At 56.6% G+C, this 16,018-nt stretch carries 13 protein-coding genes; 5 read left to right on the plus strand and 8 right to left on the minus strand.

Going from position 1 to position 16,018, the window contains the following annotated elements; all coding sequences use genetic code 11:
• Positions 1–50: 50 nt before the first annotated feature.
• Positions 51–1,208, plus strand: coding sequence for an ABC transporter substrate-binding protein (locus tag INT32_RS11815; RefSeq protein ID WP_193088938.1), 1,158 nt, complete (start codon positions 51–53; stop codon positions 1,206–1,208).
• Between the two features lie 378 nt (positions 1,209–1,586).
• Here the strand turns inward: INT32_RS11815 and INT32_RS11820 are convergent, their stop codons facing one another.
• From INT32_RS11820 to INT32_RS11855, 8 genes are all read right to left on the minus strand, one after another.
• On the minus strand, positions 1,587–2,588 hold the full coding sequence (locus INT32_RS11820) for a tripartite tricarboxylate transporter substrate binding protein (RefSeq protein ID WP_193088939.1): 1,002 nt from the start codon (positions 2,586–2,588) through the stop codon (positions 1,587–1,589).
• 137 nt (positions 2,589–2,725) lie between these two features.
• Entirely contained in the window at positions 2,726–3,172 is a 447-nt protein-coding gene (dut, locus tag INT32_RS11825) for a dUTP diphosphatase (protein ID WP_193088940.1), read from the minus strand.
• Positions 3,169–3,687: a hypothetical protein gene (locus tag INT32_RS11830; RefSeq protein WP_193088941.1), complete on the minus strand. Its 519-nt coding sequence runs from the start codon at positions 3,685–3,687 to the stop codon at positions 3,169–3,171. The genes dut and INT32_RS11830 overlap by 4 nt, the downstream gene beginning before the upstream one ends.
• Positions 3,688–3,742: 55 nt before the next feature.
• Positions 3,743–4,366, minus strand: coding sequence for a DedA family protein (locus INT32_RS11835; RefSeq protein WP_193088942.1), 624 nt, complete (start codon positions 4,364–4,366; stop codon positions 3,743–3,745).
• Positions 4,367–4,399: 33 nt separating this feature from the next.
• Positions 4,400–5,617, minus strand: a complete 1,218-nt coding sequence (gene coaBC / locus INT32_RS11840; protein ID WP_193088943.1) for a bifunctional phosphopantothenoylcysteine decarboxylase/phosphopantothenate--cysteine ligase CoaBC — start codon at positions 5,615–5,617, stop codon at positions 4,400–4,402.
• Complete coding sequence (gene lspA, locus INT32_RS11845) at positions 5,614–6,132, minus strand: signal peptidase II (protein WP_193088944.1); 519 nt, start codon at positions 6,130–6,132, stop codon at positions 5,614–5,616. The genes coaBC and lspA overlap by 4 nt, the downstream gene beginning before the upstream one ends.
• Positions 6,125–8,992, minus strand: coding sequence for an isoleucine--tRNA ligase (ileS, locus tag INT32_RS11850; RefSeq protein ID WP_193088945.1), 2,868 nt, complete (start codon positions 8,990–8,992; stop codon positions 6,125–6,127). The genes lspA and ileS overlap by 8 nt, the downstream gene beginning before the upstream one ends.
• Positions 8,982–9,947: a bifunctional riboflavin kinase/FAD synthetase gene (locus INT32_RS11855; RefSeq protein WP_193088946.1), complete on the minus strand. Its 966-nt coding sequence runs from the start codon at positions 9,945–9,947 to the stop codon at positions 8,982–8,984. The genes ileS and INT32_RS11855 overlap by 11 nt, the downstream gene beginning before the upstream one ends.
• Before the next feature lie 49 nt (positions 9,948–9,996).
• Between INT32_RS11855 and purN the strand changes: the two genes are divergently transcribed.
• The 4 genes from purN (at position 9,997) to INT32_RS11875 (ending at position 15,982) form a co-directional block, all read left to right on the plus strand.
• The gene (purN, locus tag INT32_RS11860) at positions 9,997–10,674 is read left to right on the plus strand and encodes a phosphoribosylglycinamide formyltransferase (protein WP_226816943.1); all 678 of its coding nucleotides are present in this window, start codon (positions 9,997–9,999) and stop codon (positions 10,672–10,674) included.
• Positions 10,675–10,774: 100 nt separating this feature from the next.
• Positions 10,775–12,136 carry an RsmB/NOP family class I SAM-dependent RNA methyltransferase gene (locus INT32_RS11865; RefSeq protein WP_193088947.1) on the plus strand — a complete coding sequence of 454 codons (1,362 nt, stop codon included), beginning with the start codon at positions 10,775–10,777 and terminating at the stop codon, positions 12,134–12,136.
• Between the two features lie 382 nt (positions 12,137–12,518).
• Positions 12,519–13,721, plus strand: coding sequence for a fatty acid desaturase (locus INT32_RS11870; RefSeq protein WP_193088948.1), 1,203 nt, complete (start codon positions 12,519–12,521; stop codon positions 13,719–13,721).
• The gene (locus INT32_RS11875) at positions 13,718–15,982 is read left to right on the plus strand and encodes a UvrD-helicase domain-containing protein (RefSeq protein ID WP_193088949.1); all 2,265 of its coding nucleotides are present in this window, start codon (positions 13,718–13,720) and stop codon (positions 15,980–15,982) included. The genes INT32_RS11870 and INT32_RS11875 overlap by 4 nt, the downstream gene beginning before the upstream one ends.
• Positions 15,983–16,018 lie beyond the last annotated feature (36 nt).

The following is a 16,018-nucleotide window of genomic DNA, read 5'->3' on the forward strand; positions in this document are numbered from 1 at the left end:
GCGCAAATGTGCGGCACCGCAGGATACATTGTTTTTCCAGAGGTTTATCCATGAAATTGAAGACTACCGTTCTTGTCGGCCTGCTTGCCGTAACGCTCACGCCACTGGCTTTTGCGGACGTGACCGTGGGCATTAGCCTTTCCAGTACCGGCCCGGCGGCGGCCATTGGCATTCAGTCGCGCAATGCGATTGACCTGTGGCCCAAAACGCTGGGCGGCGAGCCTGCCAAATATATCGTACTTGACGATGGGACCGATGTCAGCAAAGCGGTACGAAACGCCCGCAAGCTGACCTCGGAAGACAAAATCGATATTTTGGTGGGGCCCAATACGACCGCGGCTGCGCTGGCGATTCTGGACGTTCTGAAGGAAACGAAAACGCCCATGATCGCCCTGGCCGCGTCAGCCGCCATTGTGACGCCACCAGATGATCCGGGGCGCCACTGGGCCTTCAAGATGCCGCAGAATGACAGCCTGATGGCCCAGGTGCTGGTCGAGGACATGGTCAAGAAAGGCTTCAAGAAAATCGCTTTTATCGGTTATGCCGATTCCTACGGAGAAAACTGGTGGAAGGAATTTTCCAACTTGGCTGCCGGCAAGGTTGATGTGGTTGCCCGCGAGTCGTATCAGCGGACCGATTCGTCGGTAACCGGGCAGGTGCTCAAGCTGATGGCCGCCAGGCCCGATGCCATTCTGATTGCCGGTTCCGGCACGCCCGCCGTACTTCCTGGAAAAACGCTCAAGCAACGCGGCTACAAAGGAGTGATCTATCAGACCCATGGCATTGGTACGCTAGAGTTTTTGCAAGTGGGCGGAAAGGATGTAGAAGGGACCTTGTTTCCTACCGGTCCGGGTGTGGTCGCCAAAGGGTTGCCCGATACCAACCCGGTCAAGAAAGTGGCCAGCGAATTTACAGAAAAATATGAAGCCAAATACGGCGCCAATTCAGCCACGCAGTTTGCCGGCGACGCCTGGGGGGCGTACATGTTGCTGGACAAGGCAGTGAAGCAGGCGCTGCAGCACAACGTCCAGCCGGGTACACCGCAGTTTCGTAGCGCCTTGCGCGATGCCATTGAATCGACCAAAGAGCTCATTGTCCCCAATGGCGTACTGAATATTTCAGCCAAGGATCACCAGGGCTTTGATGATCGGGCCCGTGTCATGGGAAAAATTGAGGACGGTCGTTTCCAGTATGCGGCAGACAAATAATGCAGAACGTGACGGTGTTGTAAGGCGCGGCGCAAGCCGTTGAGCGTGAGTTGATCGTGAGCAGGGACTGTATCTTTGTGCAAAACAGAATGCGGTCCTTTTTCTTGCCAGAAGTTGGCACCGTTAATGCGGCCAGTGCCTCAAGCCTGGATCTGGGTGCCGGACGCCTCTGCCAGAGGTGAGCGGCAAGGACCTGCATCCGGCCTGATTCGATCGTGCGTATTGTCGGTCATACTTGACTGCCTGCCTGAGGCCAGATAGCAAACTGGCATCACACATGACTGATTGCAAGTGTGATGCCAGGTGATAATTGCTGTGGTGCCTGTTGCAATGCTGACTATTGCAAATCTTCATCCTCGCAAGTCAGGCACCATTTTATTACTGCGCTGTTGCGCCGGAGATTTTGACAATCTCCTTGTATTTTGCCATTTCACTTTTGACCTTCGCGGCAAACTCCTCGGGAGCGGAAGGTTGGGTATCCGAACCCATGGTCAGCAGTTGTTTCTTGACAGCTTCGTCCTGCATGGCCGTGGCAAACGCCTGGTGCAATGTGTTGACGACAGCATCTGGTGTGCCGCCTGTGGCAAAAATACCGAACCAGGTGCTGATATCAAAATCCTTGATGCCGGACGCTTCCATTGTCGGCACATCTTTCATGATGTCCGATGTCGCTTTGGTGGTCAGCGCCAGGGCGCGCACCTTGCCGTCATTGACCAGGGGCAGGGCAGAGGCCAGGTTATCGAACATAAACTGGGTCTGGTCCGACAGCAGCGAGAGCTTGGCGGGGCTGGCGCCCTGATAGGGGACGTGTACCGCATCAATGCCGGTACGCTGCTTGAGCAGTTCGCCGGCAAGATGACCTGCGCTGCCATTGCCGCCCGAAGCGTAATTGAGCTTGCCGGGATTACTTTTGGCGTATTCAAGCAGCGATGCAACATCCTTGATATTGTTTTTGTCCGAGAATGCCGTACTCACCACCAGCACGTTGGGTACTTCAGATACCAGCAATACGGGTTCGAAATCCTTCACCGGATCGTAACTCAGGCTTTTGTACAGCCACGGGTTGATGGCGTGTGTGGCGACCGCGCCCATGACGATGGAATAGCCATCAGGCTTGGCGCGAGCGACCATGCCTGCGCCGATATTGCCGCCTGCACCCGGTTTGTTCTCCACAATAATGGTTTGTTTTAGCGTCTTGCCCGCATGTTCGGCCAGCAGACGTGCCACGCCATCGAGCGGGCCACCGGGAGAATACGGCACAACAAAGGTAATTGGCTTGCTCGGATACGATTTTTCCTGAGCCATGACCGGTTGCAGCAGGGTGGCACCCATCAGGGTGGCCAGTGCGCTTTTTAACAGCGTTCGTTTTGTCTGATTCATTACTTTTTCCTGGAAAATAAGGGGGGCCGGCCTCGTATAAGCAGATCACTCCAGCCTATTCACGGGTACGGACTGCCAGCGTCCATGCTCTGGAATACGATGGGCATCATACGGTGCCGACCAATGCTGCAGCCGTATCAGTGGCTGCCGGTACTGCCAAAACCGCCTGCGCCGCGTTCGCTTTGTGTAAATTGCTCGACGACATTGAACGAGACCTGCATGACGGGTACGACGACCAGTTGCGCGATGCGCTCCATGGGTTTTAAGACAAACGGCGTCTGGCTGCGGTTCCAGACCGACACCATCAAGGGACCCTGATAGTCGGCATCGATCAGTCCGACCAGATTGCCCAGCACGATTCCGCTTTTATGCCCCAGACCCGAGCGTGGCAAAATCATGGCCGCATAGCGAGGATCCTGCAAATAAATGGAAATACCGGTGGGCACCAATAGCGAGGCGCCGGGCGCCAGGGTTTGCTCCTGATCGACGCAGGCACGCAAATCCAGCCCGGCCGAACCGGTAGTGGCATAGGTTGGTAACTGGTCGCGCATGCGCTCGTCTAAAATTTTGACATCAAGTTTCATGTTTGTTTTTTGGCTTTGACCGAAGTGGGAAATCGTTTGGCGGCATTGCGGATCCGCCTGAAAATAATAAATAGAATCACCAGAATGAAGATCAGCGGCCAGCGCATGCCGTCCATGTCCAGACCGCCGCCAGGGTCGGTATTGTTGGCCAGGATAAAAACAGCCACGGCAATCAATCCGGCCACCAGGGCAAGGGGAAAAGACGGCCCTTTTTTCTTTGCCGGTGCTGCAGGCCTGGTTTCAAACCCTGTGTGCTGCTTGCCGCTAGGTGGCACGGGAAAGTCGATATCAGCCTGGCGACTGGTCGCAGTCGCCGTCCCGGCAGCAGTGTTGCGTGGTGGCCCGGCTTGCGCCGCTTTGCTGTTGCCTTGCGCTGTCGTATTAACCAACTGCGAGGGAAAGCCCGAAGAAAAGTCCGGGTTCACTGCCTGTTCCTTCATATCAAAATGGCGACTCAGTTCTTCTACATAGAAGGCGAAGTCGCCATTTCTGGGTTCGCGGTAGTCCATATTCATTGTTGCGCTCCATTGGCTGTCACTGCGTGGATAGCTGCGTTCTGCTGCGCCGGCCTCACTGCTTGTTCAGCGGCTGACGCACAGTTCGCCTTCGTCTTGAAACGATAACGATAATACACACGACTGCTAGTATCGCTAATATGGCGGCGCTGCCTGTGGCGCCCAGCGCATCGGCTCCGCGCACGCCAAGATACCCGGGCAAGAGCAGCCATGGGAACCAGATCACTCCGGAAAGCACATTGGCCAGCTGAAATCGCCCCTGTGGCATCTTCATTATGCCAGCCATGCCGGGGATAAGCGAGCGGAATGCACCCATGAAGCGACCGCCAAATACTGCCAGAAAGCCATATCGGTAAAACAGCAGACGGGCACGCGCGACCGAGCGTCGGCGTTTGCGCAAGGCGCCGCTTTTGAGCAGGGCGGGGCCGTAGGCATTGCCGATCCAGTAGGAAACGGCATCGCCCAGGATGGCGCCAGCTATTCCCCACAGTAGCACCCCTGTAAATTCGAGCGTACCGTTGGCAATCAGTATACCTGTCAGCGGCAGAATGACGGTCGCAGGGACAAATAACCCGACGATCAGCAGTGATTCTCCGAACGACACCAGGCCGATCACCGGCCCCGCCCAGTGTTGATGCAGGGTGATAAATGCAAGAATCTGATCAATATAGGGTTGCATTGGCGATCGTGATGACGCGGCCTGGGCCGGCGATCAATGGCTTGGGGAGGCGTCAGACCTGGTGGTGCGATTGGCGATCTCGGCGATCAGTCGCCGGGCGGCATCCAGCTTGTCCAGCACGGGCAAAGGGTGGCTGCCCTGATCGTCGAACAGCACCATGCGAGACTGATCCGACTCCATGGTTTCCTGGGCCAGATTGCCTACCAGCAAGGGGATTTTTTTTCGCTTGCGCTTGGCCTCGGCATAGTCGTGCAGGTTTTCGGTTTCAGCGGCAAAACCAACGCACCATGGGCCCAGGGCCAGCGCGGCCACTTCAGCCAGAATATCCGGATTTTCGGTCAGCGTCAGGTCCAGGCCGCTTTGGCTGCCGGTTTTTTTTACTTTCTGGGTTTGCGCATTGCTGATCCGCCAGTCTGCCACGGCCGCTACAGAGATAAAGATGTCCTGCTCTGGCGCCAATTGCATGACATGGGCATGCATTTGCCGGGCCGTTTTCACATTGATGCAATCAACGCCGTAAGGCGCATCCAGTGCGGTGGGGCCGGAGACCAGCGTCACACGCGCGCCGGCTTCCCAGGCGGCGCGCGCAATTGCATAACCCATTTTGCCCGAGGAGCGGTTGCTGATAAAGCGGACCGGGTCAATATCTTCCTGTGTCGGTCCGGCGGTGACCAGAATATTTTTTCCGGCAAGCGCTTTGCTCTGGAAAAAAGCATGTGTTTCAAAGACGATCTGTTCAGGTTCCAGCATGCGGCCATCGCCCACTTCGCCGCAGGCCTGCGAGCCGCTGGCCGGCCCCCAGAGCGTTACGCCGTCATTGCGCAGTTGCGCCGCATTGCGTTGCGTTGCCGGATGGCCCCACATTTCCCGATTCATGGCAGGCACCACGACCAGCGGGCACAGCCCGCGCGCCAGACACACCGTTGACAGCAGATCGTCTGCCAGGCCATGAGCCAGTTTGGCCATGAAGTCGGCGCTGCCCGGTACGATTAGAATCAGATCGGCCTGGCGACTCAGATTGATGTGCGCCATGCTGTTTTCCATGCGCTCGTCCAGCGTTTCGGTGTACACCGGATTGCCTGATAGCGCCTGGAACGTTGTGGGCGTGACAAATTGGGTTGCCGCATGCGTCATGGCAACGGTGATGGTCGCACCGTGGTCCTGCAGCCGGCGTACCAACTCTGCCGCCTTGTAGCAGGCAATGCCGCCGGTGACGCCGATCAGGATACGCTTGCCGGAAAGCGGACTCATGTCTGTTGCTCCCTTTTGTTGCGCAGATAGCGCAGCAGTTCATCCAGGACCAGCAGTACGGCCCCGATGGTAATAAACGTGTCGGCCAGATTGAACGCCGGGAAATAGGCGTCGTTCCAGTAAAACAGCAGAAAATCAATGACATGCCCGTAGAGCGTTCTATCTATGACGTTGCCGATGGCGCCGGCCAGTATCAGGGCCAGTGCCAGGCAAAAAAGCGGTTGCTCGCGGTGTTTGCGCAGCAGATAAAGGATGAACGCTGATGCAGCCAGTCCCAGCACCATGAAAAACCAGCGCTGCCAGCCAGCGCCGTCTGCCAGCATGCTAAAGGCCGCACCCTGATTGTAGATCAGAATGAAATCGAAGACCGGCAGCACGTTCACGCGTTGCAGATACTCGAAATTATGCTCAAAGTACTGTTTGCTGATCTGGTCTGCGCTGATCAGCACCAATGCCAGTGCGATCCACATCATATACGGCACTGCGCGTGCAGCCGGCTGCACTGCTTTATGCATAGTGCCTGTCCTCGCCGCCGTGATGCAGATTGTCGTCACAGCGTGAGCAGATATCCGGATGATCTGCAATGGTGCCCACTTCTTCGCGGTAATGCCAGCAGCGTTCACACTTGCGATGCTCGGATGGCGTGATGGTGAAATTAACACCTTCGCCCGGCACCCCGGCGTGTACCGTTGCGCGCGATACGATGAATACAAAACGCAGGTCGTCGTTCAGGCTTTGCAGGTACTCCAGGTCCAGCCCGTCGGCGAAAACGTCCACTTCGGCCTGTAGCGCTGAACCAATCCGGCCGGCACTGCGCACGTCTTCCAGTTGTTTGTTCAGGTCGGCGCGAATCTGCAAAATACGTTGCCACTTTTTGCTCAGTGCGGCGTGATCAGCCACCTCGGGCAGGGTGTGGAATACTTCGGTAAAGATCGTGACGGTGCTCGCGCTGTCAGTGTTTTTCAGCGTTGATTTCTGCAGTTCCTGCCAGGCCTCTTCGGCTGTAAAGGACAGCACAGGCGCCAGCAGCTTGAGCAGACTCAGCGTGATGTGCAGCAGGGCCGTTTGCGCCGAGCGTCGCGCCAGACTGTTGCGATCGGTGACGTACAGGCGGTCCTTGAGCGTATCCAGATAGAACGAACCCAGATCTTCCGAGCAGAAAATCTGCAGGCGCGCCATGGCCGGATGGAAATTGAATTCGTCGTAATAGGCGGTCACTTCATTTTGCATATCCAGCGTTAACGCCAGCGCATACTGGTCGACTTCGAACAGCTTGCCGGTTTCCACCATGTCTTTTGCAGCATCGAAATCATTCAGATTGCCCAGCAGGAAACACACGGTATTGCGGATACGGCGATAGCCTTCGACCACGCGCTTGAGGATCTGGTCCGAAATGGACAATTCACCCGAATAATCGGTAGAAGCTGTCCACAGCCTGATGATCTCGGCGCCCAGCGAGTCGGATACTTTCTGCGGGGCAATCACGTTGCCCATCGACTTGCTCATCTTGCGTCCCTGGCCGTCGACGACGAAGCCGTGGGTCAGCAGATTGCGGTAGGGTGGCTCGCCAAACAGCATGGAAGAGGTCAGTAGCGACGAATGGAACCAGCCACGATGCTGATCCGACCCTTCCAGGTACAGATCGGCCGGCCAGCGCAGCGTATCGGAATGCGAACCCGTGGTTGCATTGTCCTTGCCGCCCAGGACCGTGAAGTGGGTGGTGCCCGAATCGAACCAGACGTCCAGTGTGTCGCGGTTTTTCTCGTAATGCACGGCGTCCTCGCCCAGCAATTCTGCCGGATCCAGCGCCTGCCACGCTTCAATACCTTGCTTTTCGACGCGCTGTGCAATTTGTTCAAGCAGTTCAACCGTGCGCGGATGCAACTGGCCGGTTTCCTTGTGGACGAAAAACGCCATGGGTACGCCCCATTGGCGTTGACGCGACAGGGTCCAATCGGGACGATTGGCAATCATGGCATGCAGGCGGGCGCGCCCCCAGGCCGGGTAGAAGCCGGTGGCGTCAATGCCTGCCAGCGCCTTTTCGCGCAGCGTGGCAGTGTGATCATCGGGCTGGCGATCCATGCCGGCAAACCACTGGCTGGTCGCGCGATAGATAATGGGCGTTTTATGACGCCAGCAGTGCATGTAGCTGTGCTTGAGCGATTCCACATGCAGCAATGTTCCGGCGTCCTGCATTGCCTTGACAATATCCGGATTCGCTTCCCAAATCGTCTTGCCGCCGAACAAAGGCAGGGAAGGCACATATTTGCCATCGCCCATGACGGGACTGATGATGTCCGCATCCTGCATGCCATTGGCCTTGCAGGACTGGAAATCCTCTACGCCGTAGGCGGGTGCAGAGTGCACAATACCGGTGCCGGTGTCTACCGTGACATAGTCACCCAGATAGATCGGAGACAGGCGGTCATAGCCTGCATCTGCAGTGGCCAGCGGGTGGTGGAACGCAATGTGGTCCAGCGCTTGCCCGGCGCACTCGGCGATGACCGAGCCCTGCAACTGCCAGTGTTCAAGACAGGCCTGCACACGATCCTTGGCCAGTAGCAGCAATGGGCCGGTAGGCAGCGGCGCGTTCAGGCGCACCAGGGCGTAGAGCACTTCAGGGTGCACGTTCAGGGCCTGGTTCGAGGGAATTGTCCAGGGCGTTGTGGTCCAGATGACGACGGCACCATCCTCTACACTATCGAGGCCGAAAGCGGCAGCCAGTTTATCTTTCTGGGCAAAGGGGAAGGCCACGTCGACGGCCGGATCCTTGCGGTCGGCATATTCCACTTCCGCCTCAGCCAGGGCCGACCCACAGTCAAAGCACCAGTTCACCGGTTTGAGGCCACGGAACACATAGCCTTTTTCCATGATGCGCGCCAGCGCCCGCAACTCGTTGGCTTCATTGCCGTAATTCATGGTCAGATAGGGGTTTTCCCAGTCGCCCAGTACACCCAGCCGTTTGAAGTCGGCTCGCTGGCGGTCAATCTGCTCCAGGGCGTAGGCGCGAGCCTTCGACTGGACTTCAGCCACCGGCAGGTTCTTGCCATATTTTTTTTCAATCTGGATTTCAATGGGCATGCCGTGGCAGTCCCAGCCGGGGACATAAGGCGCGTCAAAGCCTGCCATCGTGCGGCTTTTGAGAATGATGTCCTTGAGAATCTTGTTGACCGCGTGACCTATATGAATATCGCCGTTCGCATACGGCGGGCCGTCGTGCAAAATATAGGCAGGGCGACCGGCGCAGGCCTTGCGAATCGCCTGGTACACTTTCTTTTCCTCCCATTCAAGCACCCAGCCGGGTTCGCGTTTTGGCAGGTTTCCCCGCATTGGGAAGGGGGTTTCAGGCAGATTCAGGGTGTTCTTATAATCCATGGACAGCAAAGTAGTTGCGAGCAACGTCCGCATCGTGGCGGATGGCGTCAGTCAGAGTTTGTAAATCGGGGAATTTTTCTTCGTCCCGCACGGCGTGCAAAAAGCTTATTGTAATAAGTTTACCGTATGCCGATACGTTTTTATCGAGAATATGCACTTCCAGCAGGACTTGTCCGTCCTCTTCGACGGTCGGGCGCACGCCAAGACTGGCGATCCCTGCCAGCGGCCCGGCCTGCAGTCCCTCCACCCTGACCACGTAGATGCCGGAGCGCAAGGCGCAGCGCGGCATGACACGGATATTGAGCGTCGGAAAGCCCATAGTTCGACCCAGCTTGCGACCATGCACCACATGCCCGCTGATTTGATAGGGATGGCCAAGAAATTCGCCGGCCCGTTCAATCTCTGCGTAAGCCAGCGCATGACGCAATTCAGAACTGGAGTAGCGAATGCCGTTAGGATCCAGTACATCGCGTAGCGTCTCTACCTCAAAGCCAAACCGTGCGCCGGCATCGCGCAGCAGGGCGATGTCGCCGCGTCGCTTGCTGCCGAAGCGGAAGTCTTCGCCGACATAAAGCCACCTGACTGCCAGCTGGCGCACCAGGATGTCTTCGATGAACTGTTCCGGCGTCTGCTGGGCAAACGCCTGGTCAAAGCGCCGGATATGAACATGCTGGATGCCGCAACAGGACAGGGCCCGCACTTTGTCTCGCAGGGTTGAAATCCGCGTAGGTGCTAGCTCGGGGCGTTGTTCGCGCAGGGCGAAGTATTCGCGTGGGTGGGGCACAAATGTCATGACTGAAGGCACCAGCGCCTTGCTGGCTGCGGTTTGCACGACATGCGAGAGCAACTGCTGGTGGCCCAGGTGGACACCATCGAAATTGCCAATGGTAAGGGCGCTGCCGGTTTGGGCAGCCGAGGCAAAAGCCTGACGGGAGATTTGAAGAGGATTTTTCACGCTATACAGTTTACAATTTTAAACTTGCAAGCATTACGGAAGTGTTCAGTTGAAACCAACAAATCCTGCGGTAACCCGGGTCGTCATCCTTATTTCCGGTCGTGGCTCCAATATGAAAGCCTTGGTGCATGCCGCAAGCCAAATGACAAATGTCAATATCAGTGCCGTCATCTCGCATAGTGCCAACAGCGAAGGATTGGCCTGGGCGCGGGCGCAGGGTATTCAGACCGAACAACTGGTGTATGATGCGGCAGGCGGGCAGACCCGTGCTCAATATGATCAGGCGCTGGCCGAACACATTGATCGCTACCAGCCCGATCTGGTGCTGCTTGCCGGGTTTATGCGCATTCTGAGCGATGAGTTCGTGCGACATTACACCGGGCGGCTGGTCAATATACATCCTTCACTCTTGCCGCTCTTTCCGGGACTGCATACTCACCAGCAGGCGCTGAATGCCGGGGTGCGTGTTCATGGCTGCAGCGTGCACTTTGTCATTCCCGCGCTGGACCAGGGCCCCATCATCGCTCAGGCGGTCGTTCCCGTCATGGCTGACGATACCGTCCAGAGTCTGGACCAGCGGGTGCTGGTCATGGAGCATAAGCTCTATCCCCAGGTCATGCGCTGGCTGGCGCAAAAAGCGGTGTTTCTGGATGAACAAGGCAAGGTAGGCTTTACAGAAAAACTGCCGTTACAGCAGTTTTACGCAGACACGGAATATGTCAGCTGATATACCCGCCTATATCGTTTACGGGTATCGTTTGCATCAGCGCCGGATATTTCACTATTGATATACCCCATTTGACATATCGTTCAATCAGGCAAAAATTATGACAATCAAATCCGCTAGAAAAGACACAGGACGTCGTTCTGTCAAACCCGATTTCACCCGTCGCACGCAGCGCTCGCCCCAGCCCGGCGCGCGCCAGCGCGGCATCTACACCACACGCCTGGGCCAGATCCGCGACGTTCTGAACGAAGTGCTCAAGTGGAAACATCCGGCAGACGCCGTGCTGTCTGCCTGGTTCCGCGCCAACAAATCACTGGGCGGGCATGATCGCAATGAAGTGGCCGAGGCTGTATTCGATGTGCTGCGTCATTTGCGTCGTTACCGGCAATACGCCGAAAGCGGCACAGGGCCAGCACTGGAGCGTCTGGCCATTCTGGGGCTGGCCTCGGTGGTGGGCAAGGACACCATTGCCGGCCAGCTCTCTGAAGAAGAGAAAAGCTGGCTGTTGCGCATGGACACCATAGACCCGGCTTCGCTGGCCCCGGAAATACGCGGCAGCCTGCCCGACTGGCTATATGAACATATGAGTCAGCTGGACGAATTCGAAAGCCTGATCGCCGCGCTCAATACCAAGGCGCCGCTCGATCTGCGTGTGAATCCCTTCAAGGTCGACAGGGATACGGTGTTGGCTCAATTGCAGGATACACCGGTGGCCGAGTTCGATCCTCAGCCGACGCCGTATTCTCCCTGGGGCATTCGGCTCAACGGCAAGCCGGCGATTTCACGGTGGGCCTTGTTCGAAAACGGTTCGCTCGAAGTGCAGGACGAAGGCAGTCAGTTGCTTGCGCTGCTGGTCGGACCAAAACGCAGCGATATGGTGATTGATTTTTGCGCCGGTGCTGGCGGCAAAACGCTGTTGCTGGGCGCGTTGATGCGCTCGGCCGGCCGCCTTTATGCCTTCGATGTATCGGCCGCGCGTCTGGCCAAGGCCAAGCCCCGCATAGCCCGTAGCGGTCTATCGAATGTGACGCCGATTGCCATAGCGAACGAAAATGATACCCGTGTGAAACGACTCGCCGGCAAGGCGGACAAGGTACTGGTTGATGCTCCATGTACCGGTGTCGGTACACTGCGCCGCAATCCTGATCTTAAGTGGCGCCAGTCTCCGGCCAGCGTGCAGGAACTGACCGAACTGCAGGCGCGCATTCTCAATAGTGCCGCACGCTGTGTCGCCCCGGGCGGCCGGCTGGTGTACTCCACCTGCAGCGTGCTGCCGCAGGAAAATGAACAGCAGGTTGATGCCTTCCTGGCAGCCCATCCCGAATTCACGCTGCTCAACGCTCAGGAGGTATTGGGAGACCGATGTCCTGACCTGGGCATGACGACGCCTTATCTCAGGCTGCGTCCGGATGTTCACGGCACCGACGGCTTTTTTGCCGCTGTGCTGGAACGTAGTAAATAAATTTGCTGCGGCAGGGAACCTGTTGTTGTCAAAATGGTCTTAAAATAGAGAAATAGGCGGTTAAAACCCGCTAATTTCTCTGTGAATGTGCGTTTGTAACCTTGCGCAACACAATCGGTGTATAAACGCGCATTGCAGACTGAAAATAGGGCTATATTTAAAGAAAAGCAGCGGGTACTGTGTCAGAATAATGACATTCTGCTCACAACTTGCTCAAAATCAAGAAAAAAGGCAATAAAGTTTTTTCTTAGTTAAATCATAGTGTTATAATTCCTGCGCGATTTGATATCGCTCAGCATCCTGCCCGAATAAGGGCACACTGCCCGCCGCAGCGGGCCAATGCCCGGTAATCTTGGGCATCTCAGGAGACCTTAAAGGGTATATGGATACAATTCTCGACTTTATTTCCGGTGGCTTTTTGCAACTTGGCTGGTGGCAGGTGATTCTTGTCACGCTGGTGCTTACGCACATCACCATTGCCGCGGTAACGATTTATCTGCACCGCAGTCAGGCTCATCGGGGGCTGGATCTGCATCCGGCCGTGTCGCATTTCTTCCGCTTCTGGCTCTGGCTGACCACAGGGATGGTCACGCGTGAGTGGGTGGCGATCCACCGCAAGCACCATGCCAAATGCGAACGTGAAGGCGATCCTCACTCTCCCATTATTTACGGTATCGACCGGGTCTTGTGGAAAGGGGCAGAGCTGTATCGTGAAGAGGCCGCCAACGAAGAAACCGTCAAGCGCTTCAGTCACGGCACGCCCGATGACTGGATGGAACGCAACGTCTATTCCCGCCATACCACGCTGGGCATTTTCACTATGCTGGCCATCGACCTGCTGTTGTTCGGCGCACTCGGTCTGACCGTGTGGGCTGTGCAAATGGCATGGATCCCATTCTGGGCCGCCGGCGTGGTCAACGGTCTGGGTCACTATATCGGATACCGGAATTTTTCCAGCCCCGATACCAGTACTAATTTGTTCCCCATCGGCATTATCATCGGTGGCGAAGAGTTGCACAACAATCACCATGCTTACGGTACGTCCGCCAAGTTTTCCAGCAAATGGTATGAGTTCGATATCGGCTGGGGCTATATCCGGATTTTGCAGGCACTGCGCCTGGCGCAGGTCAAGAAGGTTGCGCCCAAGCTGAAACTGGTTCGCGAAAAGTCCGATTCTGTGACCGAGCAAACTCTGCAAGGGGTGATTACGCACCGCTATGAAATCATGGCGCGTTACGCCAGCATGTTGCGCCAGTCCGTCCAGTCTGAAATCAAGCGCCTGACCCAGGCTGGCGCCAGCGACCAGGAACGTGAACTGCTGCAGAAAGTACAGTCGCGCCTTGGACAGGCCGATCTGGCCCTGAATCCACAGGAAAAACAGGAGCTCGACAGCATGCTGTCGCAAAACACGATGCTGGCCAAGCTGGTTCATATGCGCGAAGAACTGTATCGTGTATGGACAAGCTCCACTGCTAGCAGTGAGCAATTGCTTGGTGACCTGCAACAGTGGTGCCAGCATGCGCAGCAAAGCGGTATTCAGAGCCTTGAACAGTTTGCTCTCCGTCTGCGCCGCTATGCCGCATGATTGGGCAGTTAAATCCTGAGCAACTGGCGGCCGTTACCACAGCCAGTAAGCATACACTTGTTCTGGCTGGCGCCGGTAGTGGTAAAACCAAAGTTCTAACCACCCGCATGGCCTGGCTTATCCAGAATGGAAAAGTCAGTCCATACGGTGTGCTGGCCGTTACCTTTACCAATAAGGCGGCGCGTGAAATGCTCACACGCCTGACGGCCATGTTGCCGGTGGACACCCGCGGCATGTGGGTCGGCACTTTTCATGGTTTATGCAACCGGCTCTTGCGCGCTCATTATCGCGATGCCGGTTTGCCACAAAATTTCCAGATCCTGGATATCGCAGATCAGCTGGCAGCTATCAAGCGCCTGATCAAAGCCAATGATATCGACGACGAAAAGTTTCCGCCCAGGGACGTGCAGCGCTTCATTAATAATGCCAAGGAAAACGGCGAACGGCCCGAGCACGTTGAGGTGTGGGATGCACATCGCAAGCGATTGGCAGAAATTTATCAGTTGTACCAGGAGCAGTGCCAGCGCGAGGGTGTCGTCGATTTTGCCGAATTGCTGCTGCGCGCCTATGAGCTGTTGTCACGCAATGCCCTGGTGCGCGAGCACTATCAGCGGCGTTTTCGATATATTCTGGTCGACGAGTTTCAGGACACCAATACACTGCAATACAAATGGCTCTGCCTGCTGGCAGGCGGCGATGCGTCGCTGTTTGCCGTGGGTGACGATGACCAGTCCATCTATGCCTTCCGTGGCGCCAACGTGGGCAATATGTCCACCTTTGAACGCGATTATGCCGGCGACAATATTATCCGGCTGGAACAGAACTACCGTTCCTTTGGCCACATTCTGGATGCCGCCAATGCGCTGATCGAGCACAATACGGAGCGTCTTGGCAAAAATCTGTGGACCGACAGGGGAGAAGGCGAGCTGCTTCGAGTTGTTGAGCAGCCTACCGATCTGCTGGAAGCCCAGTGGGTCGTGGACGAAATTCGTGCGCAGATCAGTGAAGGCCGCATGCGCAGTGAAATTGCGGTTTTGTATCGCAGCAATGCGCAATCGCGGCCCATCGAACACGCCCTTTTTTCCGCGCACATTCCTTACAAGGTATACGGCGGCCTGCGCTTTTTCGAGCGCCAGGAAATCAAGCATGTTCTGGCCTACCTCAGGTTAGTAGCCAGCGGTGATGATGATACTTCATTCATGCGCGTTGTTAACTTTCCGACGCGCGGTATTGGCGCCAGAACCCTGGAAAACCTCACTGACTCGGCACGTCAGATTGGGTGCAACCTGATTCACGCTGTGGGGGCAGTGTCTGGCCGCAGTGGTGGCAAGCTGCTGGCCTTTGCCAAATTGATCGAAACGCTGCGCGAAGCGGCGCAAACCTTGACGCTTGCGGAACTGATCAAGCACGTCAATGACATTTCCGGCTTGACCACACACTACGAAGCCGAACGCGAAGGAGCGGAACGGCTGGAAAATCTGGGTGAGCTTATCAATGCGGCCACTGCGTTCTGTGCCGAGGAAAATCTGGATGGCAAGGCCGCCATGGCCCTGGTTGAGCGCTCGGTAGCACCTGACGATCCCGATTCGCCTTTTGCCCAGGAGCAGACAACACCGCTGGCGCTTTTTTTGTCCCATGCCTCGCTTGAAGCAGGCGACAACCAGGCACAGGCCGGTCAGGATGCCGTTCAGCTCATGACTATTCATGCCGCCAAAGGGCTGGAATTTGATTCGGTCTTTATCACAGGTGTGGAAGAGGGCCTGTTCCCTCACGAAAACAGCATGATGGCCGAGGACGGACTACAGGAAGAACGCCGCCTGATGTATGTGGCCATTACCCGTGCCAAGGAACGCCTGACCATCAGTTTGGCACATGCGCGCATGTTGCATGGACAGACGCGTTACTCGATGCGATCGCGCTTTCTGGACGAATTGCCCGAGGATCATCTGAAATGGCTGACGCCGCGTACGCGCGAGCAGGCCGAGCCTTCCTGGGGCATGCGTTTGCATGTTGACGCGCACGCACGTCCTCCCACGGGCAGAATAGAGCCGCGGGCGCCGCGCAGTTTAAGCTCGGGCGTCAGTGTCAGCGGCAAACAATACAGGATTGGCCAGGGCGTGCGTCACGCGCGCTTTGGCGATGGAACCATCATCAGATTAAGCGGGCAGGGCGCAGATGCCCAGGCGGAGATCGTATTCAGGGATGCCGGCGCCAAAACGCTGGCCCTGGCCGTTGCCAAACTGGATATTATTGCCGCCTGAACGTATCGGGTCAGTTGATACTTAAGCAGCTCAAGG

This window comes from Advenella sp. FME57, assembly GCF_014897675.1.
Classification (GTDB): domain Bacteria; phylum Pseudomonadota; class Gammaproteobacteria; order Burkholderiales; family Burkholderiaceae_B; genus Advenella.

Coding starts and splice junctions, on each gene's coding strand:
- INT32_RS11815 (WP_193088938.1), top strand. CDS start 51: ATGAAATTGAAGACTACCGTTCTTGTCGGCCTGCTTGCCGTAACGCTC.
- INT32_RS11820 (WP_193088939.1), bottom strand. CDS start 2,588: ATGAATCAGACAAAACGAACGCTGTTAAAAAGCGCACTGGCCACCCTG.
- dut (WP_193088940.1), bottom strand. CDS start 3,172: ATGAAACTTGATGTCAAAATTTTAGACGAGCGCATGCGCGACCAGTTA.
- INT32_RS11830 (WP_193088941.1), bottom strand. CDS start 3,687: ATGAATATGGACTACCGCGAACCCAGAAATGGCGACTTCGCCTTCTAT.
- INT32_RS11835 (WP_193088942.1), bottom strand. CDS start 4,366: ATGCAACCCTATATTGATCAGATTCTTGCATTTATCACCCTGCATCAA.
- coaBC (WP_193088943.1), bottom strand. CDS start 5,617: ATGAGTCCGCTTTCCGGCAAGCGTATCCTGATCGGCGTCACCGGCGGC.
- lspA (WP_193088944.1), bottom strand. CDS start 6,132: ATGCATAAAGCAGTGCAGCCGGCTGCACGCGCAGTGCCGTATATGATG.
- ileS (WP_193088945.1), bottom strand. CDS start 8,992: ATGGATTATAAGAACACCCTGAATCTGCCTGAAACCCCCTTCCCAATG.
- INT32_RS11865 (WP_193088947.1), top strand. CDS start 10,775: ATGACAATCAAATCCGCTAGAAAAGACACAGGACGTCGTTCTGTCAAA.
- INT32_RS11870 (WP_193088948.1), top strand. CDS start 12,519: ATGGATACAATTCTCGACTTTATTTCCGGTGGCTTTTTGCAACTTGGC.
- INT32_RS11875 (WP_193088949.1), top strand. CDS start 13,718: ATGATTGGGCAGTTAAATCCTGAGCAACTGGCGGCCGTTACCACAGCC.